The 21,373-nt window shown below is 25.7% G+C and carries 17 protein-coding genes, 1 tRNA gene and 1 riboswitch; of the genes, 11 read left to right on the forward strand and 7 right to left on the reverse strand.

Annotated elements, in window-relative coordinates:
- The first annotated feature begins 9 nt into the window (after window positions 1-9).
- The 10 genes from T364_RS10795 (at window position 10) to T364_RS0108825 (ending at window position 13,254) form a co-directional block, all read left to right on the forward strand.
- On the forward strand, window positions 10-507 hold the full coding sequence (locus T364_RS10795) for a TlpA family protein disulfide reductase (protein WP_051532707.1): 498 nt from the start codon (window positions 10-12) through the stop codon (window positions 505-507).
- A 13-nt stretch (window positions 508-520) separates the two neighbouring features.
- On the forward strand, window positions 521-5,245 hold the full coding sequence (locus T364_RS0108785) for a hypothetical protein (protein WP_027129260.1): 4,725 nt from the start codon (window positions 521-523) through the stop codon (window positions 5,243-5,245).
- Window positions 5,246-5,525: 280 nt separating this feature from the next.
- The gene (gene rfaD, locus T364_RS0108790; RefSeq protein WP_027129261.1) at window positions 5,526-6,521 is read left to right on the forward strand and encodes an ADP-glyceromanno-heptose 6-epimerase; all 996 of its coding nucleotides are present in this window, start codon (window positions 5,526-5,528) and stop codon (window positions 6,519-6,521) included.
- 8 nt (window positions 6,522-6,529) lie between these two features.
- A complete protein-coding gene (locus tag T364_RS0108795; protein ID WP_027129262.1) occupies window positions 6,530-7,336 on the forward strand; it encodes an undecaprenyl-diphosphate phosphatase in 807 nt (268 codons plus the stop codon).
- A gap of 28 nt (window positions 7,337-7,364) precedes the next feature.
- Window positions 7,365-8,417, forward strand: coding sequence for a type IV pilus twitching motility protein PilT (locus T364_RS10800; RefSeq protein WP_051532708.1), 1,053 nt, complete (start codon window positions 7,365-7,367; stop codon window positions 8,415-8,417).
- 15 nt (window positions 8,418-8,432) lie between these two features.
- Window positions 8,433-9,833, forward strand: coding sequence for a coproporphyrinogen III oxidase (locus tag T364_RS0108805; protein WP_027129263.1), 1,401 nt, complete (start codon window positions 8,433-8,435; stop codon window positions 9,831-9,833).
- Between the two features lie 12 nt (window positions 9,834-9,845).
- A complete protein-coding gene (locus T364_RS0108810) occupies window positions 9,846-10,340 on the forward strand; it encodes a helix-hairpin-helix domain-containing protein (RefSeq protein WP_027129264.1) in 495 nt (164 codons plus the stop codon).
- Window positions 10,341-10,349: 9 nt separating this feature from the next.
- Window positions 10,350-11,255 (forward strand): Hsp33 family molecular chaperone HslO, encoded by a 906-nt coding sequence (gene hslO, locus T364_RS0108815; protein ID WP_027129265.1) that lies wholly within the window; start codon window positions 10,350-10,352, stop codon window positions 11,253-11,255.
- A 160-nt stretch (window positions 11,256-11,415) separates the two neighbouring features.
- Window positions 11,416-12,192, forward strand: coding sequence for a formate/nitrite transporter family protein (locus T364_RS10805; protein WP_051532709.1), 777 nt, complete (start codon window positions 11,416-11,418; stop codon window positions 12,190-12,192).
- Between the two features lie 24 nt (window positions 12,193-12,216).
- Complete coding sequence (locus tag T364_RS0108825; RefSeq protein ID WP_027129266.1) at window positions 12,217-13,254, forward strand: hypothetical protein; 1,038 nt, start codon at window positions 12,217-12,219, stop codon at window positions 13,252-13,254.
- Window positions 13,255-13,271: 17 nt separating this feature from the next.
- Here T364_RS0108825 and T364_RS0108830 read toward each other — a convergent pair whose 3' ends face one another.
- The 6 genes from T364_RS0108830 to T364_RS0108855 all read right to left on the reverse strand — a co-directional run bounded on the left by T364_RS0108830 (window position 13,272) and on the right by T364_RS0108855 (window position 19,444).
- On the reverse strand, window positions 13,272-13,838 hold the full coding sequence (locus T364_RS0108830; protein WP_027129267.1) for a TetR/AcrR family transcriptional regulator: 567 nt from the start codon (window positions 13,836-13,838) through the stop codon (window positions 13,272-13,274).
- A 158-nt stretch (window positions 13,839-13,996) separates the two neighbouring features.
- Entirely contained in the window at window positions 13,997-15,280 is a 1,284-nt protein-coding gene (locus tag T364_RS0108835; protein ID WP_027129268.1) for an OmpP1/FadL family transporter, read from the reverse strand.
- 148 nt (window positions 15,281-15,428) lie between these two features.
- A complete protein-coding gene (locus T364_RS0108840; RefSeq protein WP_027129269.1) occupies window positions 15,429-15,953 on the reverse strand; it encodes a dihydrofolate reductase in 525 nt (174 codons plus the stop codon).
- A 1-nt stretch (window position 15,954) separates the two neighbouring features.
- Entirely contained in the window at window positions 15,955-16,413 is a 459-nt protein-coding gene (locus T364_RS0108845; protein WP_027129270.1) for a tRNA (cytidine(34)-2'-O)-methyltransferase, read from the reverse strand.
- A 190-nt stretch (window positions 16,414-16,603) separates the two neighbouring features.
- The gene (locus T364_RS0108850; RefSeq protein WP_027129271.1) at window positions 16,604-17,917 is read right to left on the reverse strand and encodes a sodium-dependent transporter; all 1,314 of its coding nucleotides are present in this window, start codon (window positions 17,915-17,917) and stop codon (window positions 16,604-16,606) included.
- A gap of 315 nt (window positions 17,918-18,232) precedes the next feature.
- Window positions 18,233-19,444 (reverse strand): cation:proton antiporter domain-containing protein, encoded by a 1,212-nt coding sequence (locus T364_RS0108855; protein ID WP_027129272.1) that lies wholly within the window; start codon window positions 19,442-19,444, stop codon window positions 18,233-18,235.
- Between the two features lie 42 nt (window positions 19,445-19,486).
- A riboswitch (Fluoride riboswitch) is annotated at window positions 19,487-19,563 on the reverse strand.
- Between the two features lie 147 nt (window positions 19,564-19,710).
- Here T364_RS0108855 and T364_RS0108865 point away from each other — a divergent pair.
- Window positions 19,711-19,786, forward strand: a tRNA-Gly gene (locus T364_RS0108865).
- A gap of 154 nt (window positions 19,787-19,940) precedes the next feature.
- Here T364_RS0108865 and T364_RS0108870 read toward each other — a convergent pair.
- Complete coding sequence (locus T364_RS0108870) at window positions 19,941-21,323, reverse strand: alanine/glycine:cation symporter family protein (protein WP_027129274.1); 1,383 nt, start codon at window positions 21,321-21,323, stop codon at window positions 19,941-19,943.
- Window positions 21,324-21,373 lie beyond the last annotated feature (50 nt).

Consider the following 21,373-nt stretch of genomic DNA (forward strand, 5'->3'; position numbering starts at 1 on the left):
AGGAAATTTATGAAAAAATATCTATTTTATTTTTTACTAATATTTAATTTAAGTATAAATTCATTTGGAGAATTAGTAACTGCACCAGATTTTAAATTAAAAGACCAATATGGTATAGAACATTCTCTTGAAAAATACAAAAATAAAAAAGTCTTTTTAATATTTTGGACAAGTTGGTGTAAGTATTGTGAAGACACATTAGAAGATATACAACAATTATATAAAGAAAACGGAGAAAATAAAAAAGATATTATATTTTTAACTTTTAATAATGAAGAAAAAAAAGATTTAAAAAAAGTTTTAAAAGAAAAAAAATATGAGTTTCCAGTTATAAATAATAAAATAATTTTTTATCAATATTATGTAGAATATTTTCCAACTAACTATATAATTGATGAAAAAGGAAAAGTAGTACAATCAATAGCTGGACAAATAAACAAAGAAAATCTAAAAAAATTAATAAAAAATCAGAATTATAAAATAGAAAAAAAGAAAGTTACTAACTAGGGGGAGGATATTAATGGGCAATAAAATAAAAAAATTTATTATGCTTTTAACAGTTATCTTTGGAATTACTTTATTTGCCAGTGAAGGAACAGAAGTACCCAATCAACTAATAACAGAAAATCCTGATAAAGAAGTTACTACTGTAGAAAGTATGAAAGTAAGAGACCATGCAACAATGTCTTTAAGTATAACAAAAAGTAATCCAGAAGAAATAATGGGAAATCTTTCAGAAGATGGAAATCTTTCTGTATTTATTTATAAAAAACAAGCTAGAATGATGGCAAGAAATAAAAATGCAGATATAAGTAATTTTAAACTAAAAGCTTATACTAATATTAAAAATAATGATATTGCTTTATTAAGAGCAAATACTAATAAAAATAAGAAAATTGATAATTTAACAGCTGAAGATATTAGAAATATGAAAGATAGTAGAGAATCTTCTAAAGAAAAAAGAATTGATATAATAGAAGAAACTAATGAATATGTAAGGTTAAGAGTAAGAGATGTAAGAGAAAATGAAAAAGTTTATATTTCTGTAATGAATGGAAATAATGTAGTTAAATCTTATAGAATAGGAAATATTACTAGAGATGGTACTGAAGAAAATCATTGTTGGTGGTCTATGAACCTTGATTGGGGAATCCAACTAGGTGATATATATAAAAAAAATCTAAATAGTGATGATTTAATTCAAATTAATTGTGATACTGGAAATACTGTTAATAATAAATTTATTGCTTGGAAAGATAATGAAGGTTTAAGTTTTCCAGAACATAGTGGATTAACAAATATAAGCGTAGCTGATATTAAATCAAATACCCCAATAAAAGACCAAGATGAATATAATAAAAATAATGATGCAAAAGTCTCTGGAGAAGGAGTTGCACATGGAGTTAGATTTTTTATTAATTCTTTATTACCTGTAAATACACCAAAATCAATATACCATTATAATTTTACAAATGTAAAATATGGAAATGATGATAAAAAAACAGAATCAAGTGCTAAATCTAATAGTTTAGAAAACACTAAAGCTGTTAAAGTTGAATATTCAAGCGCAACATATGAAACATTTAAATCGGCTACTTCAATAATAGAAACAGCTACAGGGTCTTGTACCTTACCTTCTAACCATCAATATAAAAGTATATTTTCATCAGTAAAAGTTGCATTTAATAGTAATATAGAATATAAAGGAATGAAACCAGGAGTTTATTATCATGAAAACGCTTTATCTGTAACTTGTAAAGGGGTAGGAAATCATACTAGTACACTTAAAAGTTCATACTATATTGACTTTACTGATATAACTCCAAGAACAAAAACACAAGATTTATATAATATAGTTGGTGGAACAACTATATTAACAGAATCAAAAGACTCTAAATTAGGTTTAAGTTTTATAACAAGAAATAATAAGCAAGTTAATAATTGTGAAGTTGGTATTTGGAAAGATAATGACAAATTACCATATAGTGATAATCCTCAACAAGATGGTTTAACTATAACTTCTGGAAGTAGTACTATAAAAATATCAGGAACTCAAGATAATGATGGATATATGAAGTTACATATTTATCATGAAAATGCTTCACAAAATGATGCTACATTTAATTTTACATTAAAACAAGGTAGAAAAGTTAATGGTGAACTTAGAGCTCATAGAACTGTTACTTATAATTTAACTTGGAAAAAAACTAACGATTTTGGAAGTTCTCAAATAAATCTTGATAAAAGAATTACACAAACTGGAGATTTTGGAAAATGGGTAAAATTTAATGGAGAGATTTATGCTGAAAATGGAAATCTAAAATCAAAATTTCCAGAATTAGTGGGATATAATTCTAGTGGAGAAAAACCAAATATACCTGATACTCAAGTTACAAGAATAGAAAGTATAAATGATGTATCAAATAGTAATTTATTTCATTATCCTAATGCTACTAATGGTACTCATAGACATGAAAATTATCTTGCTATTCCTCGTAATGTTAGCCTTCAACAATATAAAATCGCTAATGGAAAAATATACGTATCAAGAGAGGGAGAAAAAACTAATAATACTTTCTTAGTTCAAGTTAATAATCAAGATTACTGGAGTGGAAAAGTTATTAAAAATTATGCAACTGATTCAAGTGCTACATTAAATGGTAGTGGAACTCTTGATATGACAGAAGCAGTTATAAATACTGAATATGTTTTTGCTCCAAATGGTAATCAAGGAACTGGAAATGGTTCTACTATATCATTCCAAAATGGTGGTAAATCTTTTGACTCAACAGGAATGTTGTATAAAAATAATAATTTTAGTATAGCTGATAAAATAGTATTCATAATAAATGGTCAATCACAAACACATGAATTATCGAATACTACTTCATCTGAAATAACATCTGGGGTTAAAATCTCTCCAGTTACTTTAAATAATTTAGATAGTTTTGCTATAGGTATTAGTGAAAATGGAGGACTAATTATAAAAAAATTAAAAGATGTCAATACTAATACTCCAGTAACTATTAAATATTATTTACAAAATAAACAATCAGGAAATAATAATGATGTTGAATTAGGAACATATAATTTAACTATAATATCTAAAATTAACAAAGTTTCAATAGGAGAAAGTAAATTTAAAATAGATAATAGACTTTCAAGAGTGAAAAAAAATTATACCTTATTGGCTACTGGAGGACTAATAAATGGTAATAATTCAACTTCTGTTGATGGTGGAAGATATCCAGATTTAATTACTACAACACAATTTAATCAGATTTCAACTATACCAGAAAGTGAAAACCCTCAAATAACTAGTGCAACAATATCTGATGCAACTTTAAGTGATACAAGAACATTTGATGGAATAAAATATGGTAGACATCTTCTTAGTGGTGGTTCTTTAAAAGGATTTTTCCCAATAGAGCAAAAGTTAAAAGATATATATAAGTATATAGCATACCAAACTAATTCTAGCTTCTGTAAAGATTCTTATAAATTTGAAATGACTGGAAATACTTATAAAAAGTATACTGGAACAATAACTAAGGAAATTGTTAATAACTATAATGAAGCTACTGCTACTTTAGATATAACAGGAGCTGATAAAGATGCAATAGGTACTTGGGATTCTAATGCTAGTGGTACAAGCGGAATATTAGTAAGTAATAAATTTAAGCTACAATTTAATGATACTAATCAAAAATTATTTAATACAAAAGATATAAACAATACAAAAAAAATAGTTGATAAAATTAAAATTGATGGTACTGAACAAAATTTACCATATCAATTAGATTTAAATAGTGATGGTACAAAGGATTTAGAAATTAATATCAATGAAAATGGACAATTAACAATTAAAAAGTTAACTATGCTTGAAAAGAACATAGAAAACTATCAAATTGTAATTATACCTATGTACCAAGATTTAGAATTAGGTAAATTAACTTTAACAATAAAAAATGTAGTAAAAGAATTAAGTGGAACTCCTACATATAAAATAGATAAAAGATTACTTGGAGGATTGCCTGAACACAACTGGTTATTCCCTAATGGAAAAGTAAAAAAAGGTGGATTATTTGATATAACTACAGATAATCCTAATGGAAATACTAGCACTTTTTCAAATAATTATTCTAAATTTTTTAAATTTAGTGGACAGTTTACTAATTTAGGAACTGGAACTATAGTAAAAGCTCTTTCAATGGAGGGAAGAGAAACAGACCAGAATAATAATGATAATAAAATTTATAAAAGATTTATAAAAAATGGACAATCTACAGATGAAGGAGCTATTCCAAAACAAGGTGTTAAATTAACTGAATTAAATGATAAATTTATTGTATCAAAATATCAAAATGTTTCTTTAGATAATAAATTTAGTATTCTTGTAGAAGATAACGGTAATTATATTATATATAAAGGAAATGTTGTAGAAGATTATAAAGGTGGAGTAAGTATAGGTAGTGGAACTATTGATGTAATTCATATGGAAAATAATGTAACTTATGAATTTAATCCAAATGATTATACACAAGGACAACCAGTAATAGGAAAAAATAATGATGGAACAAAAACTTTAGAAATGACAAATGTAACAAATAGTTCTTCAAGTGAAGTTTCTAATCCATTACCTAATGGAAATACTAATAATGAAGTAACTAGTTTAAGTAAAATTGCTAATAAGATTACTGTTAATGAAACTACTAATAATGGAGAAACAGCAACTATAGATGGATTAACTTTTGGTATAGGAGATAATGGCGGACTTACAGTTAGTAAAAATGAATCTGTGAATATAAAGGATGAAAAAAACTATACTATTAAAATGTATTATAGTAAACCAGAAGGTGACATACTATTATCTGAATTTTCTCTTAAAGTATCTAAACTTGGATTTGAAATTGATGGAGATTCAACATTAGAATTTAGAGATATGGTTTGGAGACCAAATAAAACTACTGAAACAAGAGAAAAAGAATTTACAGTAATAAATCATACTGATAAAACTGTAACTTTTGAAGTAAAAAATAAATCTCTTGACCTTACATCAACAACTCCAGGTTCTAAAGAAACTATAAACTTATCTCCAATAGAAATAGTAAAACAAACTAATGAAAAAGGAAAAGAAAAATTTACTTTAAGAGCTACAGCAAATTTAAATGAAAATATTCCAACAGACCAACATTTTACAGGAGAAATAGAAATTACTGTTAATATTTCTTCAACTAAAAAATAAAATTTATAAAAAATATTTTAATTTGATAATTTAAAAAAATTTTAAAATTATAAAAATAGTTTTATTTTATAAATTTTTTCTAAAAACAAATTATCATAAAAAATGTTTTAATAATTAAAAAATCAGAAAACAGCTAAGGAGATTTTTAATCTCTTTGGCTTTTTTCTTTATAGTTTTTTATAAAAAATCTATAAATAACTTTTAAAATTTGATAAAAAATGGTAAAATCTATATGAGTATATAAATAATATATAAAAATATTTAGGAGGAGAATAAATAAATGATTATAGTTACTGGAGCTGCAGGATTTATTGGTAGTGCATTTATATGGAAACTAAATGAAATGGGAATAAATGACATTATTGCTGTGGATAAAATGAGAACAGAAGATAAATGGTTAAATTTAAGAAAAAGAGATTATGCTGATTGGGTTGATAGAGATAATCTTTTTGATTGGCTATCTATTCCTGAAAATGCAAATAAAATCACAGGAGTTGTTCATTTAGGAGCTTGTTCAGCTACAACTGAAAAAGATGGAGATTATTTAATGAGCAATAACTATGGTTATACAAAAAAACTTTGGCAATTCTGTGCTAAACAAAATATTAATTTTGTAAATGCCTCTTCTGCTGCTACTTATGGAGCTGGAGAATTAGGATACAATGATGATATAACTATAGAAGAATTTAAAAAATTAATGCCACTAAATAAATATGGATATTCTAAAAAATTATTTGATGATTGGTCATTTAAACAAACTGAAACTCCAAAACAATGGATAAGTTGTAAATTCTTTAACGTTTATGGTCCTCAAGAATATCACAAAGGAAGAATGGCATCAATGGTATTCCATACTTTTAATCAATATAAAGAAAATGGTGGAGTAAAACTTTTTAAATCACATAAAGAAGGGTTTGAAGATGGAGGACAATTAAGAGATTTTGTCTATATAAAAGATGTTGTTGATGTTTTATATTTCTTCTTAACTGAAAAAGTTGAATCTGGAGTATATAATTTAGGTACAGGAGAAGCTAGAAGCTTTAGAGATTTATCTATGGCTACTATGGAAGCTGCTGCTGGAAAAAAATTAGATGAAAAAAATGTAATTGAATATGTTCCAATGCCTGAAGATTTAAGAGGAAAATATCAATATTATACTAAAGCTGAAATGAATAAATTAAAAAGAGCTGGATATACAAAGAAATTCCATTCTTTAGAAGAGGGAGTTTATGATTATGTTGTAAATTATCTAGCTAAAGAAGACCCATATTTATAGGAGGAATAATGAACCCGTACTTATTAGTTGTTATACTTGGAATAGTAGAAGGAATTACAGAATTTTTACCTGTAAGTAGTACAGGACATATGATTTTAGTAGAAAAATTTATCAATAGTCCTTATGTTTCAAAAGATTTTATGGATAATTTTCTGATTATAGTTCAATTAGGAGCAATTTTATCAGTTGTTTTATATTTTTGGAAAGACATACAGCCTTTTGTAAAGAGCAAAGAAATTTTTAAAGAAAGAGTAAGTCTTTGGAGTAAAATTATTGTAGGTGTATTACCTGCTGCTGTTTTAGGACTTTTATTTGATGACTATATAACAGAATTCTTTTTAGGAAATACCAAAATAGTTGCTACAACTTTAATTTTCTATGGAGTAATATTCTGTTTTATAGAAGAAAAAATAAAAAAAGTTAAAGTAATTGATAATATAAAAAATATACCTTATTCTTTAGCAATTATAATTGGTTTTTTCCAATGTCTTGCTATGATTCCTGGAACTTCACGTTCTGGAGCTACTATAATAGGTTCTTTATTATTAGGATTAAGTAAAGGGGTAGCTGCAGAATTTTCATTTTTCTTAGCTATACCAACTATGATGGGAGCTACACTTTTAAAATTAGTAAAAAATGGAGTAAGTTTTACACCTATTGAATGGCAATTATTAGGAATTGGATTTTTTATCTCCTTTATAGTTGCATTTATAGTTATAAAATGGTTTATGGGATATATAAAAACTAGAACTTTTAAATTATTTGGAATCTATAGAATAATTTTAGGAATATTAGTTTTTTTATTCTTAAACTAATATAAAAAGTTTTTTGAAAGGAGATTCTATGAATAAAGCAACTTTTTTAGAAATGATTGCTAAAGGAAGAACATATAAAGTAACTGACATACATTTAATAGTAGATGATTTTCCTGTTTTTAGAGTAAATGATAAATTATATAGATTTGAAGAATATCCACCTGTAAAAAAGGAAAATTTAGAAATTCTTGTTTCTGAAATATTAACAGAAAAAGAAAAAGAAATTTTAATGAAAAAGAAAGAATTAGATTTTTCTTTTAAAGATTTAGGTGGAAATTGTAGAGTAAATATATTTTATGAAAGAGAAAATTTAGCTTTTGCTATTAGAATAGTAAATAAAGAGCCTCTATCATTAGAAGAATTAAATTTAAGTGCTAAAATAAATGATTTTTATGAAGATACAAATGGACTTATTGTAGTATGTGGAAAAAGTAGTAGTGGAAAAACTAGTACTGTAGCAGCTATGATTGAAAAATATAATAAAGAGAAGGCTTATAATATCATAACAATAGAAGACCCTATTGAATATACTTATAAAAATCAAAAAAGCATTATAAGGCAAAGAGAAGTAGGAAGAGATGTAAAATCTTATACTGATGGGATTAAATCTGCTCTTCGTCAAAATGCTGATGTAATAATGTTAGGAGAGTTAAAAGATACTGAAAGCATTGAAATGGCTTTACTTGCTGCTGAGACAGGTCATATTGTATTAGCTACTTTACATTCTAACGGAATAATAGATTCTATTGATAAAATGATTGGTATGTTTAATGAAGATAGAAAAGAGTATATTCAAAGACTTGTAGCATCTAATCTAATTGGAGTTATACATCAAGAATTTACAGAAGGTGTTGAGGGAGAAGAAAAAATAAAAGTCCCTATTTGTGAAATAATGTACACAAATAATGGCATTCAAAATCTTATAAAAACAGGTAAAATCTCACAAATTTCATCTTTCTTAGATGTTAGTGGAAGAAAAGGAATTTTAAACAAACAAGAATCTATTAAAGAATTATATAGAGGAAAAAAATTAACACCTGAACAATTTGAAAAAGAAATAAAGGCTTTGAGAAAGTTTTAATATTTTAGGAGATAAATGGAAATTATTTTAGATTTTACAGTAAAAGAAAATACTGTACAGGATTTTAAAAAAGTTTTATTACCAGATGTAGATATAGATATATTAGAAGCTAAAACTTTAGAAGAAACCAAAGAAAAAATATCTATTGAATTATCTGCTAATGGTAGAAAAAAAATATTTACATTAAAAAATTATACTGATAAAATGGTTGACCAAAAAACTGTTATGTTAAAAGCTGGAATGCTTTTATTATTTGATAAAGTTTATCCATGGGGAGCTTTAGTAGGTGTTAGACCTACTAAGCTCATTAGAAGATATTTAGTTATGGGATATTCCTATGAAGAAATTGATGAGATTTTGGATAAACTTTATTTTGTTTTTCCTGAAAAAAGAAAATTACTTTTAGATGTAGTAAAAAAAGAAAATCAATATTTAAATGCTAAGGGAATAAATATGTATGTAGGAATTCCATATTGCCCTACTAGATGTAAATATTGTTCCTTTGCTTCATATGAAATCAATAGTAAGTTAGGGAATTTCTATAATGAATTTGTAGATACACTAATAGAAGAAATAAAATTAACTGGAGAGATTCTAAAAAATAAAAATTCTAAAATAGAATCTCTTTATTTTGGTGGTGGTACTCCTAGTATTTTAACTGAAAAAGATTTAGTAAGAGTTATTGAGGCTCTTTATGAAAATATTGATTTAACTCATCTTAAGGAATTTACTTTTGAAGCTGGGAGAGAAGATACACTTAATAAAGAAAAATTAGAAATTCTAAAAAGATTAGGTGTAGACAGATTAAGTCTTAATCCACAAACTTTTAACGAAAATATATTAAAAAATTTAAATAGACATTTTGATAAAAAACATTTTGATGAAATGTTTCAAGAAATAAAAAAACTTGGCTTTGTGGTTAATATGGACTTTATAATTGGACTTCCTGGAGAGACAGTTGAAGATATTCTAAGAACTTTTGAAGAAGTTAAAAAATATCCTATTGATAATTTAACTATACATTTCTTAGCAGTAAAAAATGGTTCTAACCTTATAAAAGACAAATATAAAATAACAGAAATAGAAAATCAAAAAATAGAAGAAAAGATAAAAGAAGTTATTGAAGAAAAAAATATGAAACCTTATTATCTTTACAGACAAAAAAATAGTATGAATTGGGGAGAAAATGTAGGTTACTCTATTGAAGGAAAGGAATCAATATTCAATATTGAAATGATAGAGGAAAATCAATCTACTGTTGGATTAGGCGGTGGAGCTATAAGTAAAAAAGTTGAGTATATAGACGAAACTAGAGTGTCTATTGAAAGATATATTAATCCAAAAGACCCATATATGTATATTTGTGAAATGAAAGATAGAATGAAACAAAAAGAGGAATTTTTCTCAAGTTTATAGGAGGAAATTATAATGAAAAAAATAATTTTTTCTATAATATTTTTACTTGTAAGTTTTTTTAGTTTTTCATTAGAAACAGAATATAAAGTAATTTATAGTGACAATAATTTTGGAAAACTAGATATTAACTCTTCTAGTGAAGAAGAGATGCTTAAAGCTGGAGTTGCCCCTAGTTATGTTTCTAAAATAATAAGTTTTAGAGATATAAAAGGAGGAATAGAATCTATCGAGGAATTAGATAGAATTAATGGAATTGGTAAAAAAACTTGTGAAAAATTAGAAAAATATTTTTTTATTAATGAAAATTATAAAATAAACCCTTTAGAAATAAATAAAGCTGATGAAACAACTCTTATTTATTATGGATTTTCTAAAAAAGAAGTAAAAGCTATAATTAAATATAGAGAAGAAAAGGGAAGAATAGATGGAAATATTCAATTAAAAAAGATTATTTCACAGAAAAATTATGCTAAATACAAAGATTTAATTATATATGATATATTTTAGGAGGAAAAATTGAAAAGTAGAATAATAAGAGGAGTTAGTAAAAACGCAAGATTTTTTGTTGTAAATTCTACTGATGTTGTTCAAAGAGCTTTGGATATTCATCATTGTAGTCCTACATCAATAGCAGCTTTTGGAAGACTTTTAACAGCTGGACTTATAATGGGAGCTTCTTTAAAAGGAGATGATTTATTATCTCTTATAACTAATACAGATGGTCCTGTAAATAATATGGTTGTTACAGCTAATGCGAAAGGACAAATAAAAGGATATCTTTCAAATCCACAAAAAGACTTACCTTTAAAAGCTCTTACTAAACAATATGATATAGAAAATTTAATTGGAAAAGGAAGTCTTAGAGTTATAAAAGATATGGGATTAAAAGAGCCTTATGTTGGACTTTCTGAAATACAAAAGGGAGATATAAAGTCAGATATGGAATATTACTATGAAACATCTGAACAAACTCCTACTATAATGGAATTAGGAATAAAACTTTCAGAAGATAAAAAAACTGTTAAGTTTGCTGGGGGATATATGATACAATTATTCCCTGGAGCAGATAAAAAATTTATTGCTTCTGTTGTAGAAAAAATGGACGCAATTAGAAGTGTTACAGAATTATTTGAAGGTGGAATGGATTTAGAAAGAATTGTAAAACTTCTATATGAAGATATGACAGATGAAAAATTAGAAAGACTTGTAGAAGATTATGAAATATTAGAAGAAAGAGAAGTTTCATATTACTGTGATTGTAACAAGGATAAATATTATAGAGGGCTTATTACTCTAGGTAAAAAAGAAATTCTTTCATTATTAGATGAATTAGGTGGAGTTATTGAAACTCAATGTCAATTCTGTGAAAAGAAATATCAATTTACTAAAGAAGATTTTAAAGATTTCTTTGAAGATAAATAATAATTGACATTATATAAAAAATATAGTATCATACTAAAATGAAAAAACAACATTGCTGAAAGACCCTTAAAATGAGCCTATTGCAGTGCAAGGATAAATTAACCGTTTTGAGAGGTTTTTCTCAAACGGTTTTTTTTATCATGTTATTTTAGGAGGGATAATGTATTCATTTTATAATCCAATAGAAGCCATTGAAGTTATAGGGAGAACTAATTTTAAAAGAGCTCAAGAAGAAAAAAATAAAATTTTATTAACAGGAATTTTAGGAGGAATGTTTATTTCATTAGCTGGAATTGGACAACTTACTATATTACAAAATATAAATCCTCAAAATGAAACTTTTGTAAAATTTTTAGGGGCAGCTATATTCCCTGTTGGTTTATTACTTTGTTTATTATTAGGTGGAACTTTATTTACAGGAAACTCTTTAATAATTTTAAACCTTATTAATAAAGAAATTAAAATAAAAGAAGTAGTGAGAAATCTTTCTATTACATGGTTAGGAAATTTTATAGGTGGAGGAGTAGTAGCATATATAAGTTATTTTGCTGGAATTTTTAAAACTTTGCCTATGCAAACTGCGTCTATAAATATAGCAATGAACAAATTAAACTTAAATACATACGAATGTCTATTAAGTGGTTTTTTATGTAATATATTAGTTATTGCAGGAATTTGGTTATCTACATCATCAAAAGATTCTAGTGGAAAAATTTATGGTTGTTGGTTTCCTATTATGTTATTTGTTATAAGTGGTTATCAACACGTTGTAGCAAATATGTTTTTTATAACAATTGCTAAATTAATTTCTCCAGAAAAAATAAATTTTTTACAGACTTTATTAACTCATTTTTTACCTGTTACAGTAGGAAATTTTTTATCGGGAGAAATTTTCTTTCCAATTGTTTTTCATTACTTATATGTTCATAGAAAATAAGAATTAAAAGGATAAGGGAAATTTATGAGAAAAAAAATCTTGAATATATTTTTCATTTTTGGAATAATTTTTATATTAAATGGATGTACTATACTAGATAATTATTTAGGAAAGAAAAATATAAAAAGTGCTACTGATATATATAATGAAGAAGGAGTTACTTTAAAAGGTGTTGAAAAACTAGTTGATGGATTAGAAAATGTTCCTCACTCTTTAGAGGGAACTACTCTTTTTAATGTACAATACTATAAAATATTAGAAGATAAAAATTTAGTTATGAAAAAAAGTAATCTTTCTATTGAAGACATTGAAAAATTAAAGCTATATGTATTTTCAAATGAAGAAGCTAAAAAATTATCTCTAAAAAATAAAAATATAATTTATAATAGTAAAGATTATGATAAAGATAAAAATTTAGTTATAAAAAAAATAGAAAATTTTATTCTTGCTGAAAAAACAGATTTTTATTCAAGAGATATGAAAATTCAAAAAATTGAAGAATATCAAAAATTTTTAGAATATGTTCCTAGTCCAAAAATTTTTGAAAAGAAAGTTATGTTAGAAAAAGAAGTTACTATTGAAATAGGTCTATTAGTTGATAATTTAGGTTTTGATACTATTTCTAATATAGTAAGAGATGAGATAAATAAAATATCTAACAGAAATTATAATTTATTATTAGATAAATATATCTATTTTAAAGGTGCTAATAGATTTTATAACTCTTTACATACAGATTATATAATCGAAATGGTTATAACAAGAACAAACATAACTCCTTTCTCAATCACTACTGAAGAAAAAGATGGGAAAACAATGATTATAAAAGAAAATAGGATTTCTATAGATGGATATTTTAATCTTTTTAAAGTTTCTGATAGAAAGTTATTAAATAGAAAACATTTCTCTTTTGAAACTAATTATACAATACATACAATAAAAGAAAATAAAGATTTAATTTTTGAAAATGAAAGGCATATTATAGAAGATGAAATAAGAAATAAGTTTGATATGTTTTTCTTAGATGATATAAAAACTCTTGTAAGAACTACTAAATTTTAAAAAAATAAAAGGGAGATTTATTCTCCCTTTGTTTCTTTTAATCTTGAATATATCATTGTCCCTGCTCCAGAAAGAAGTCTTTCCTTTATCTCATCATTTGTTGGATTTACATATCCTGTAGCAATTAAAGTAGAATATCCATGAGCAAATATCCAACAATCCATTAAAAGTCCCTCTTTAAATTCTGTAGGTAATCCTTTGAATCTTTCATCTTTTTCTATTTCTTCTCTAGTGGCGTTTCTAAATCTTCTTATTAAATCTGTAAAAGATTGTTCTCTTAAAAAAATAGATGTGAAAAGTTCTTTATTTTCTCTAGCAAATACACAAATTCCCATACCAATATTAAGATATGTATATTCTGTAAATGGTTTTTTTATATATTCCATAAATCTGTTTTTAGCTACTGAAATTAATTCTTCTTTCAATTCATCAATAGATTCATAATTTGAATAAATAGGCGCAGGTGAAGCTTTTAATTCTTTTGCAAGATTTCTAGCTGTAATAAAATCTAGTCCATACTTTTCAAACATTTCAAAAGCCTTACTAAATACAATCTCTTTCTTGAAAACAACTTTTTTTGGCATAGCCAACCCTCCAAAAATTTTCTTACATGATTATTATCATAATACTACATTTTTATGAAAAAGTAAATAAATTTTTTATTTTTTTAGTCTAAATTATCTTTTTAGTCATTAAAAAGATGAGGTAACTAAGTAACCTCATCTAAATAATTTTTATTAAATTAGAATTTTTTTACAAAGTTAAATCCAATACTTCTTATATCTTTTTCATATTTAATTCCATTAAATGTTGTAGAATCATAGAAGTAGTGGTTGTAAGCTATTGTCCATTCTGTAGTTTCGTTTTGTTGAATTTTAAATCCTGTACCAACCATTATAGAATCTATTGCATATTCTGTAGCTGCATAAGTAGTTCCTTTTGCTCCTGTATCAGCATAGTTAAATCCAACTAACCAAGATACTTTTTCATTTAATTTATATTCAGAACCTAAAGAAACTTCCCATCCATTATCATAATCATATCTTCCAGGGTCATCTCCTACTCTGTCCATTTTTGCATCTTTGTTAAAATAGTAGTTTCCACCTATAAATGTTGTCCAATCATCAGTTACTTTATATGAAGCTCCTAAAGCCATTAAAGCTGGTAAATCTCTTCTAGTTTTTAATCCATCAGCATAAACAGGATAAATTCCTAATAATTGATCTGAAACTCCTTGGCCTGGTCTTAATACAGCAGTTGGATCTGTTATTGTTGCATCTGTTTTAAAATCTAATTTTACTCTACTATCATATCTAAATCCAATATTTAATCTATCATTAGCAGCATAGTTTAAACCTAATTGAACTCCTACACCAAAGGCTGTTCTTTCTGAATCAATTGAAACTGGTAAATAAACTGGTGATGCCCCTCCTGATAAAGTAACTGGATATTTAGTACTTGCCTCTAAAGTTCTTAATCCATAAACTGCTCTTAATCCTAAAGACATTGATAATTTTTCATCTACATTCCAAGCTTTACCAATAGTCATTTGAGCATATTGATTTGAACCTTTAAGATTTGTATCTTTTAATAATTCATTCATATTTACTAATCCTGATGAAGTAGGAACATCTGGTAAAGGAATTCCATTTTTATATTCTAATGAAGCTCCTCCAGCTACTGCACCAAAAGTCCAGAATAAAGCTCCATCATCAGTTTTTTTATAAATTGCAAAATTAGGAATTGGAGATGATAAATCTGTATCAAATCCTTTTCCATTATAATTATTATCTGTCATTTTTTGGTCTCCAAAAGCATATTGGATTCCACCAGCGAAATATGTTCCATTTTCTAATCTCATTAATCCTGCTGGGTTGAAGTTAACTGTAGTTCCATAGTTGATAGCTCCTTGTTGAGCTGGGTTTGCTCCATACTCAGCTGTATAGTTTTGAACATGGTCTATAGAAGCACCAAATGCTGTAGCACTAACTAATAAAGATGCTATTGTTAATTTTTTTAAATTCATTGTAAATTTCCTCCATAAAAATACATTCGTAATCATACGTATATAATATAACATATGTTTCTATAAAAAATCAAGAAAATTTTTTAAAACTTTTTTAATATTTTTAACTTTTATTTATTATTAAATAAAAAAATATACCTAACAAAAGTTAGATATATTCTCTATAAATAAAATTATTAAATTTTTTTTCAAAATTTATTTTATAGTTTTTAAAATTAATTTTTGGAAAATAAGTATCTCCTAAATACTCACCATTAATATGAGAAATACAAAGTTTATCAAATTTTTTCTTTTGAATAAACTCATTATATATACTTCCCCCACCAATTATAAAAATATCTTTATTATAATTATTTTCAAAATTTATTTTTTTATAAAATTCTAGTCCATCTTCAATATTAGAAAAAACTATAATTTTATTTAATAAATCTTCAAATTTATATAATTTATTTTTTTCTATTTTAAATTCTGAATCTAAACTTTTACTTATAACTATATTTACTCTGTTAGGTAGAGGTTTTCCTATACTTTCAAAAGTTTTTCTACCCATAAGTAAAAAATTATCAGTAGTTTTTTCTTTAAATAATTTTAAATCTTCAGGAATATCCCAAGGAATTTTATTTCTGTCTCCAATAAGATAATTTTTATCTATTGCAACAATAATATTTATCATATTATTCTCCAAAATTAAAATCAGTTTGTCTTAAAGCTTCATATAATATAATTGCTGCTGAATTTGAAAGGTTTAAAGAACGTCCCATTTCTATCATAGGAATAGTTATACATTTATCTGGATTAGCATCTAATATTTCTTTTGGTAATCCTCTTGATTCTGGTCCAAATATTATAAAATCATTCTCTTTAAACTTTACATCACAATATCTATTTTTACATTTTGTAGTTGCATAGTAAAAATTACCATCAGGATTTCCCTTTAAAAAATCTTCATAACTATCCCATTCTTTAATTTTTACTAAATGCCAATAATCAAGTCCTGCTCTTTTAACATTTTTTTCATCTAAAGAAAAACCAAGAGGTTTTATAAGATGAAGAGTTGAATTTGTAAGTACACAAGAACGTCCAATATTTCCTGTATTATAAGGAATTTCTGGCTCATATAAAACTATATTCATATATCCTCCTAAAATAAATTATTTGTTTTATTATTTTTACATTACATTTTAACATATTTTTTAAATAATATCATTAACTTTTATAAATTTATACTAATAAATAATTTACAAAAAATTAAAGAGGTGTTGTATTTTATAAATTATTAATAATAAATAAAATTTACAACACCTTATTATTAAAAATTAATTTTTATCCTATGCTTCCATATATCATACCAAGAATTAATACTAAAGCTGTGCCTGGTACAAATAAATATTTTCCAATAGCTAAAACATATTTTCCTTTTTTACTAGTAGCTCCTTTATCTATTTCATCTATAATTTTTTGATTATCCATAAAGAAATAATAGAAGAATAAAACAATTAAAGCTCCTAAAGGAATTAATATTACAGACATAAAATCAGCAAATTTTCCAAATAAATTCATATTCAAATCAAGTGGAATACCAATTAATACTAAAATAGTTCCAACAATAACACTTGCTTTTTTTCTTGAAACATTAAATTTATACATAAATGCTTCTACAGGTACTTCTAATTGATTTATTGCTGATGATACAGCAGCAAATATTACACTTAAAAAGAATATTCCAGCTAAAATTTTTCCTCCAGCTATTTGAGAGAAAATTGCTGGTACTGTGATAAATAATAACCCTGGCCCAGCTCCTGGATTATGTCCTAAAGCAAAGGCAGCAGGAATAATTACAAATCCAGCCAATAAAGCTGCTATAGTATCTAATATACAAGTGTGAAATACTCCATTTGTAATATCCATATTGTCATCTACATAACTTCCATAGACAAGTAAAGCTGAACCACTAAGTCCAACAGTAAAGAAAGATTGTCCTAAAGCCATAACCCAAGTCATTGGATTTGCTAATGCTTCCCATTTTGGAGTAAGTAAATATTTTATTCCTTCTGTAGCTCCTGGTAAAGTTAAAGATTTTATCATAAGCCCTATAAAAATAATAAACATTAAAGGCATTATAATCTTATTTAATTTTTCTATTCCTTTAACAACTCCTAAAGAAATAACTCCAATACTTATTATACCAGCTAATATATGCCAAATAATTGAATCAGATGTTCCTACAAAATTACCAAAATATTCTGCATAATTAACATTGTTCATATCTATAGTTACATAAGAATAAAAATATTTTATTATCCATCCAAAAACAATTACATAGAATGTAAAAATTCCTGAAACAGATATTACTGAAATAAGAGGTAAATATTTAGCAAAAGGAAATTTTTTCTCTTGCATAAGTTCAGAAACTCCCATTACCCCTTTTTTTATCATTCTTCCAAAAGAAATTTCTGATATAAGTCCAATATAAGCAAAGAAAGCCATAAATAAGAAATATGGAATAAGGAAAGCTCCTCCACCAAAAGTACCTAATTTCCAAGAGAACATCCAAATGTTTCCAAGCCCTACAGCTGCTCCTACACATGATAGAATGAACCCAAGTCGGTTACTAAATTTTTCTCTTTTCTCTTTCATTTTTCAGTCCTCCATTAAAATTAAAATTATATATAAAAAAATGACTATCAAATGTATCTGATAGTCATTATTAATCATTTTAAATATTACATACAGATACAAATTATTGAAATTTCCAAAACAAAATTAGTTTGTATCTGTTTAATTAAACAATTACAAACTTATCTTAGAAACTCCACCACCAAAATGTATCTACAGAGGAAATATTTTTTCTAGTAATTAAATTGTAAATTTTCATAAATATCCCTCCTTTTGTTTGTAATTTTTATTTCTTGTATTTTATCACTATGATATTTCATTGTCAAGTTTTTTTATTTAATTTAATAATTTTTTTTGTCCTACTCTAATTCCAATAACTCCAATAGGGACAGAAACTATTATAGATAAAACTCCTACAGCTAATAATATTTCTCCATGAGGTACTCCCATCATCAATGGAATTCCAGCCATAGCAGCCTGTACTGTGGCTTTCGGAATATAAGCAAGTCCACAAAAAAGTTTTTCATTATTATTTAAATTTGACCCAAATAAAGCTACACGAACTCCTATCATTCTACCAATAAGTCCTATTATAATTATTATAAGCCCTACTATACTAGAAGCAAATACAACCTTTATATTTACAGCTGCTCCTATTAAAACAAATAATAAAACTTCAGCAAATACCCAAATTTTATTAAATTTTAATGAAAGTCTTTGAGCAAGTTCTGGATATTTTTCTAAAATCATAAATCCCATAGCCATTATTCCTAAAAGACTAGCCATTGGAAATAAATTTAAAACTTCTATTTGATGAAATACTATAGCAATCATTAAAAATAAAATTGCCTTTCTTGTATCTCTAATATGATATGCTTTAAAAAATTTAACAAGTAAAATTCCAACTAAAACTCCTAAAACTAATCCACTTATAATACTCATAGGAATTTTTAAAAGTTCTTTATAAATATTTACACCTTTTCCTAAAGCCATTGACAAAAAAGATGAAAATAAAGTTATAGCAAATATATCATCTATTGAAGCTCCAGCTAAAATTATTGTTGGAATTTCTCTTTCTTTTCCTAGATTTTTTTCTTTTAAAGTTAACATTTCTGGTACAACTACTGCTGGTGATACAGCTGCTATTATAAACCCTAAACAACCTGAAATAGCAAAAGAATATCCAAGTAAAATATGAGTGATTAACATAATAGTAAATCCTTCAAAAAGACAAGGTAAAGCTGCCATTTTTATGGCTGTTTTACCTATTTTTTTAAGAACTTCCCTATCAATTCCTAGCCCTGCTCTAATTAAAATTACAATTAAAGCACAAAGTCTTAAATCAGGAGATATCTGTAAAATTTTATCAGATATAAAAAATGATTCTAAAAATTTTAAATTTAATGTATTTACAAAATAATCTTTAGAATATTCTCCTAATAAAATTCCTGTGAAAAGCATTCCTAAAAGCCCTGGAAGTCTTAACTTTTCAAAAACTTTAGCCAATGATATGGCTATTAAAATAAAAACTGCAAAACTAAATAACATATTTCCTCCTTAAAAATAAAAAAACTTCTACAAACGAAAAAAACATTTGTAGAAGCTATCATCTTAGTTATAAGCATTTTACACATAAGTGCTTGGAGAGCCTCATCTCCAATTATTATTTTTACAGACTTATTATATCTTATTTTTTTTAAAGTTACAAGAAAAAATTTTTTTAACAAATAAAATCATTGGAATTCAAGAATTTTATTCAGTTTTTAAAAAAATATGTTGACAAAAAATTAAATATTTGATAGAATTATTTTGTTGCGGGAATAGCTCAGTTGGTAGAGCGTCAGCCTTCCAAGCTGAATGTCGCGAGTTCGAACCTCGTTTCCCGCTCCATTTTTTTATAAAAATATTCATAATTATTCCCTAAAGAACTAAAAATTTAGTTCTTTTTTATTTTTTTGTAAAATTTCTTTTTATAAAAAACTACATCTTTCCTCTTAAAGCATTTAAGACAAAAGATGTAGTTAGTAAATTTATAAATCTTTAATTATTTTTTTAATTTTCTATTTTCTTCTTTTAAAATTATTTCATATTTTCTTAACTCTGATATTGCTTCTTTTGCTAATGGTGTTAAACAAATTATATTTATAACTGTCATTATTCCTAAACCAAAATCAGCTAATGACCATACAAAGAAATTTTGTTTTACCCCACCAATATAAACCATTAAAATTATAAGAAGTTGATATACAATATTAATTCCTGTTTTTTCTGTTAAATAATTAAGGGCGTTTCTTCCATAAAAAGTTACAGCAAGAATTGTACTTAATGAGAAAAAGAAAATAACAACAACTGTAAATGGAAGTCCTACTATTCCTATATGACTTTTTATAGCTTCTTGGAATAAAGCCATACCACTTAATTCTTTTCCATTTAATATCATTCCTTGAACTCCAGTTACATTTTTAGCTCCAGCTAAAAGAACAACAAAGGCTGTAGCACTACATACTAATAAGGTATCTACAAAAACTCCTAAAGCTTGAACCATTCCTTGTTTTGCTGGTTGGTCAATATCAACTACTGCTGCTGCATAGTTAGAATCTCCACTTCCAGCTTCATTTGAGAATAATCCTCTTCTAACTCCTTGCATTATTACAATTCCTATAGCTCCTCCAGCTATCTCTTTTGTTCCAAAAGCTTTTGAGAATATATCTACTATCATCATTGGAATTGAAGAAATATTTGTAAGAATTATATAAAGAACAACTCCTAAATATAATCCAGCCATTATAGGAACTATTTTATTAAGAGAAGTTATAATTACATCTTTCTTTCCTCTTCCAAATATAATAGCTGCTACTATTACTGTTAAAGTTATTGATACCCAACTTTGTTTTATATTATAAGCACTAGCTACAGATTCTGTTATTGAGTTTGACATAACTTGAGTAACTCCTATATAACAAATTATAGAAGCTATTGCATATAATCCTCCAAGCCATCCAAGTTTTAATCTTTTTCTAATAATCCAAGGTGTTCCACCAATATAATTTCCATCTTTATTTTTCTCTCTATAAATAACTGCCAAAGTAGATTCAATAAAAGATGTTGCTGCTCCAAATAAAGCTACTAACCACATCCAGAATAATGAACCAGGTCCTCCAACTGTTATTGCAGCCACAACTCCAGCTATATTTCCAGCTCCAACTCTACAAGCTGTTCCTAAAAAAAATGTTTCTATAGAACTTATTCCATTTTCTTTTTTTTCTTCATTTGTAAATACTGATAATATAGGTCCAAGTAATCTAAATTGCATAAATTTTGTTCCTAATGTAGCTAAAATCGCCGCTCCTATTAGTAATACAACTAAAATATTTTTTCCCCATAACAGATTATTTACTCCGTCAACTAAATTTTTAAAAATTTCCATATAAATCCCTGCCTTTTATAATGTTTTACTATATAAGTATATCATTCCTA

The organism is Fusobacterium perfoetens ATCC 29250, from assembly GCF_000622245.1.
GTDB classification, from domain to species: Bacteria; Fusobacteriota; Fusobacteriia; order Fusobacteriales; family Fusobacteriaceae; genus Fusobacterium_B; species Fusobacterium_B perfoetens.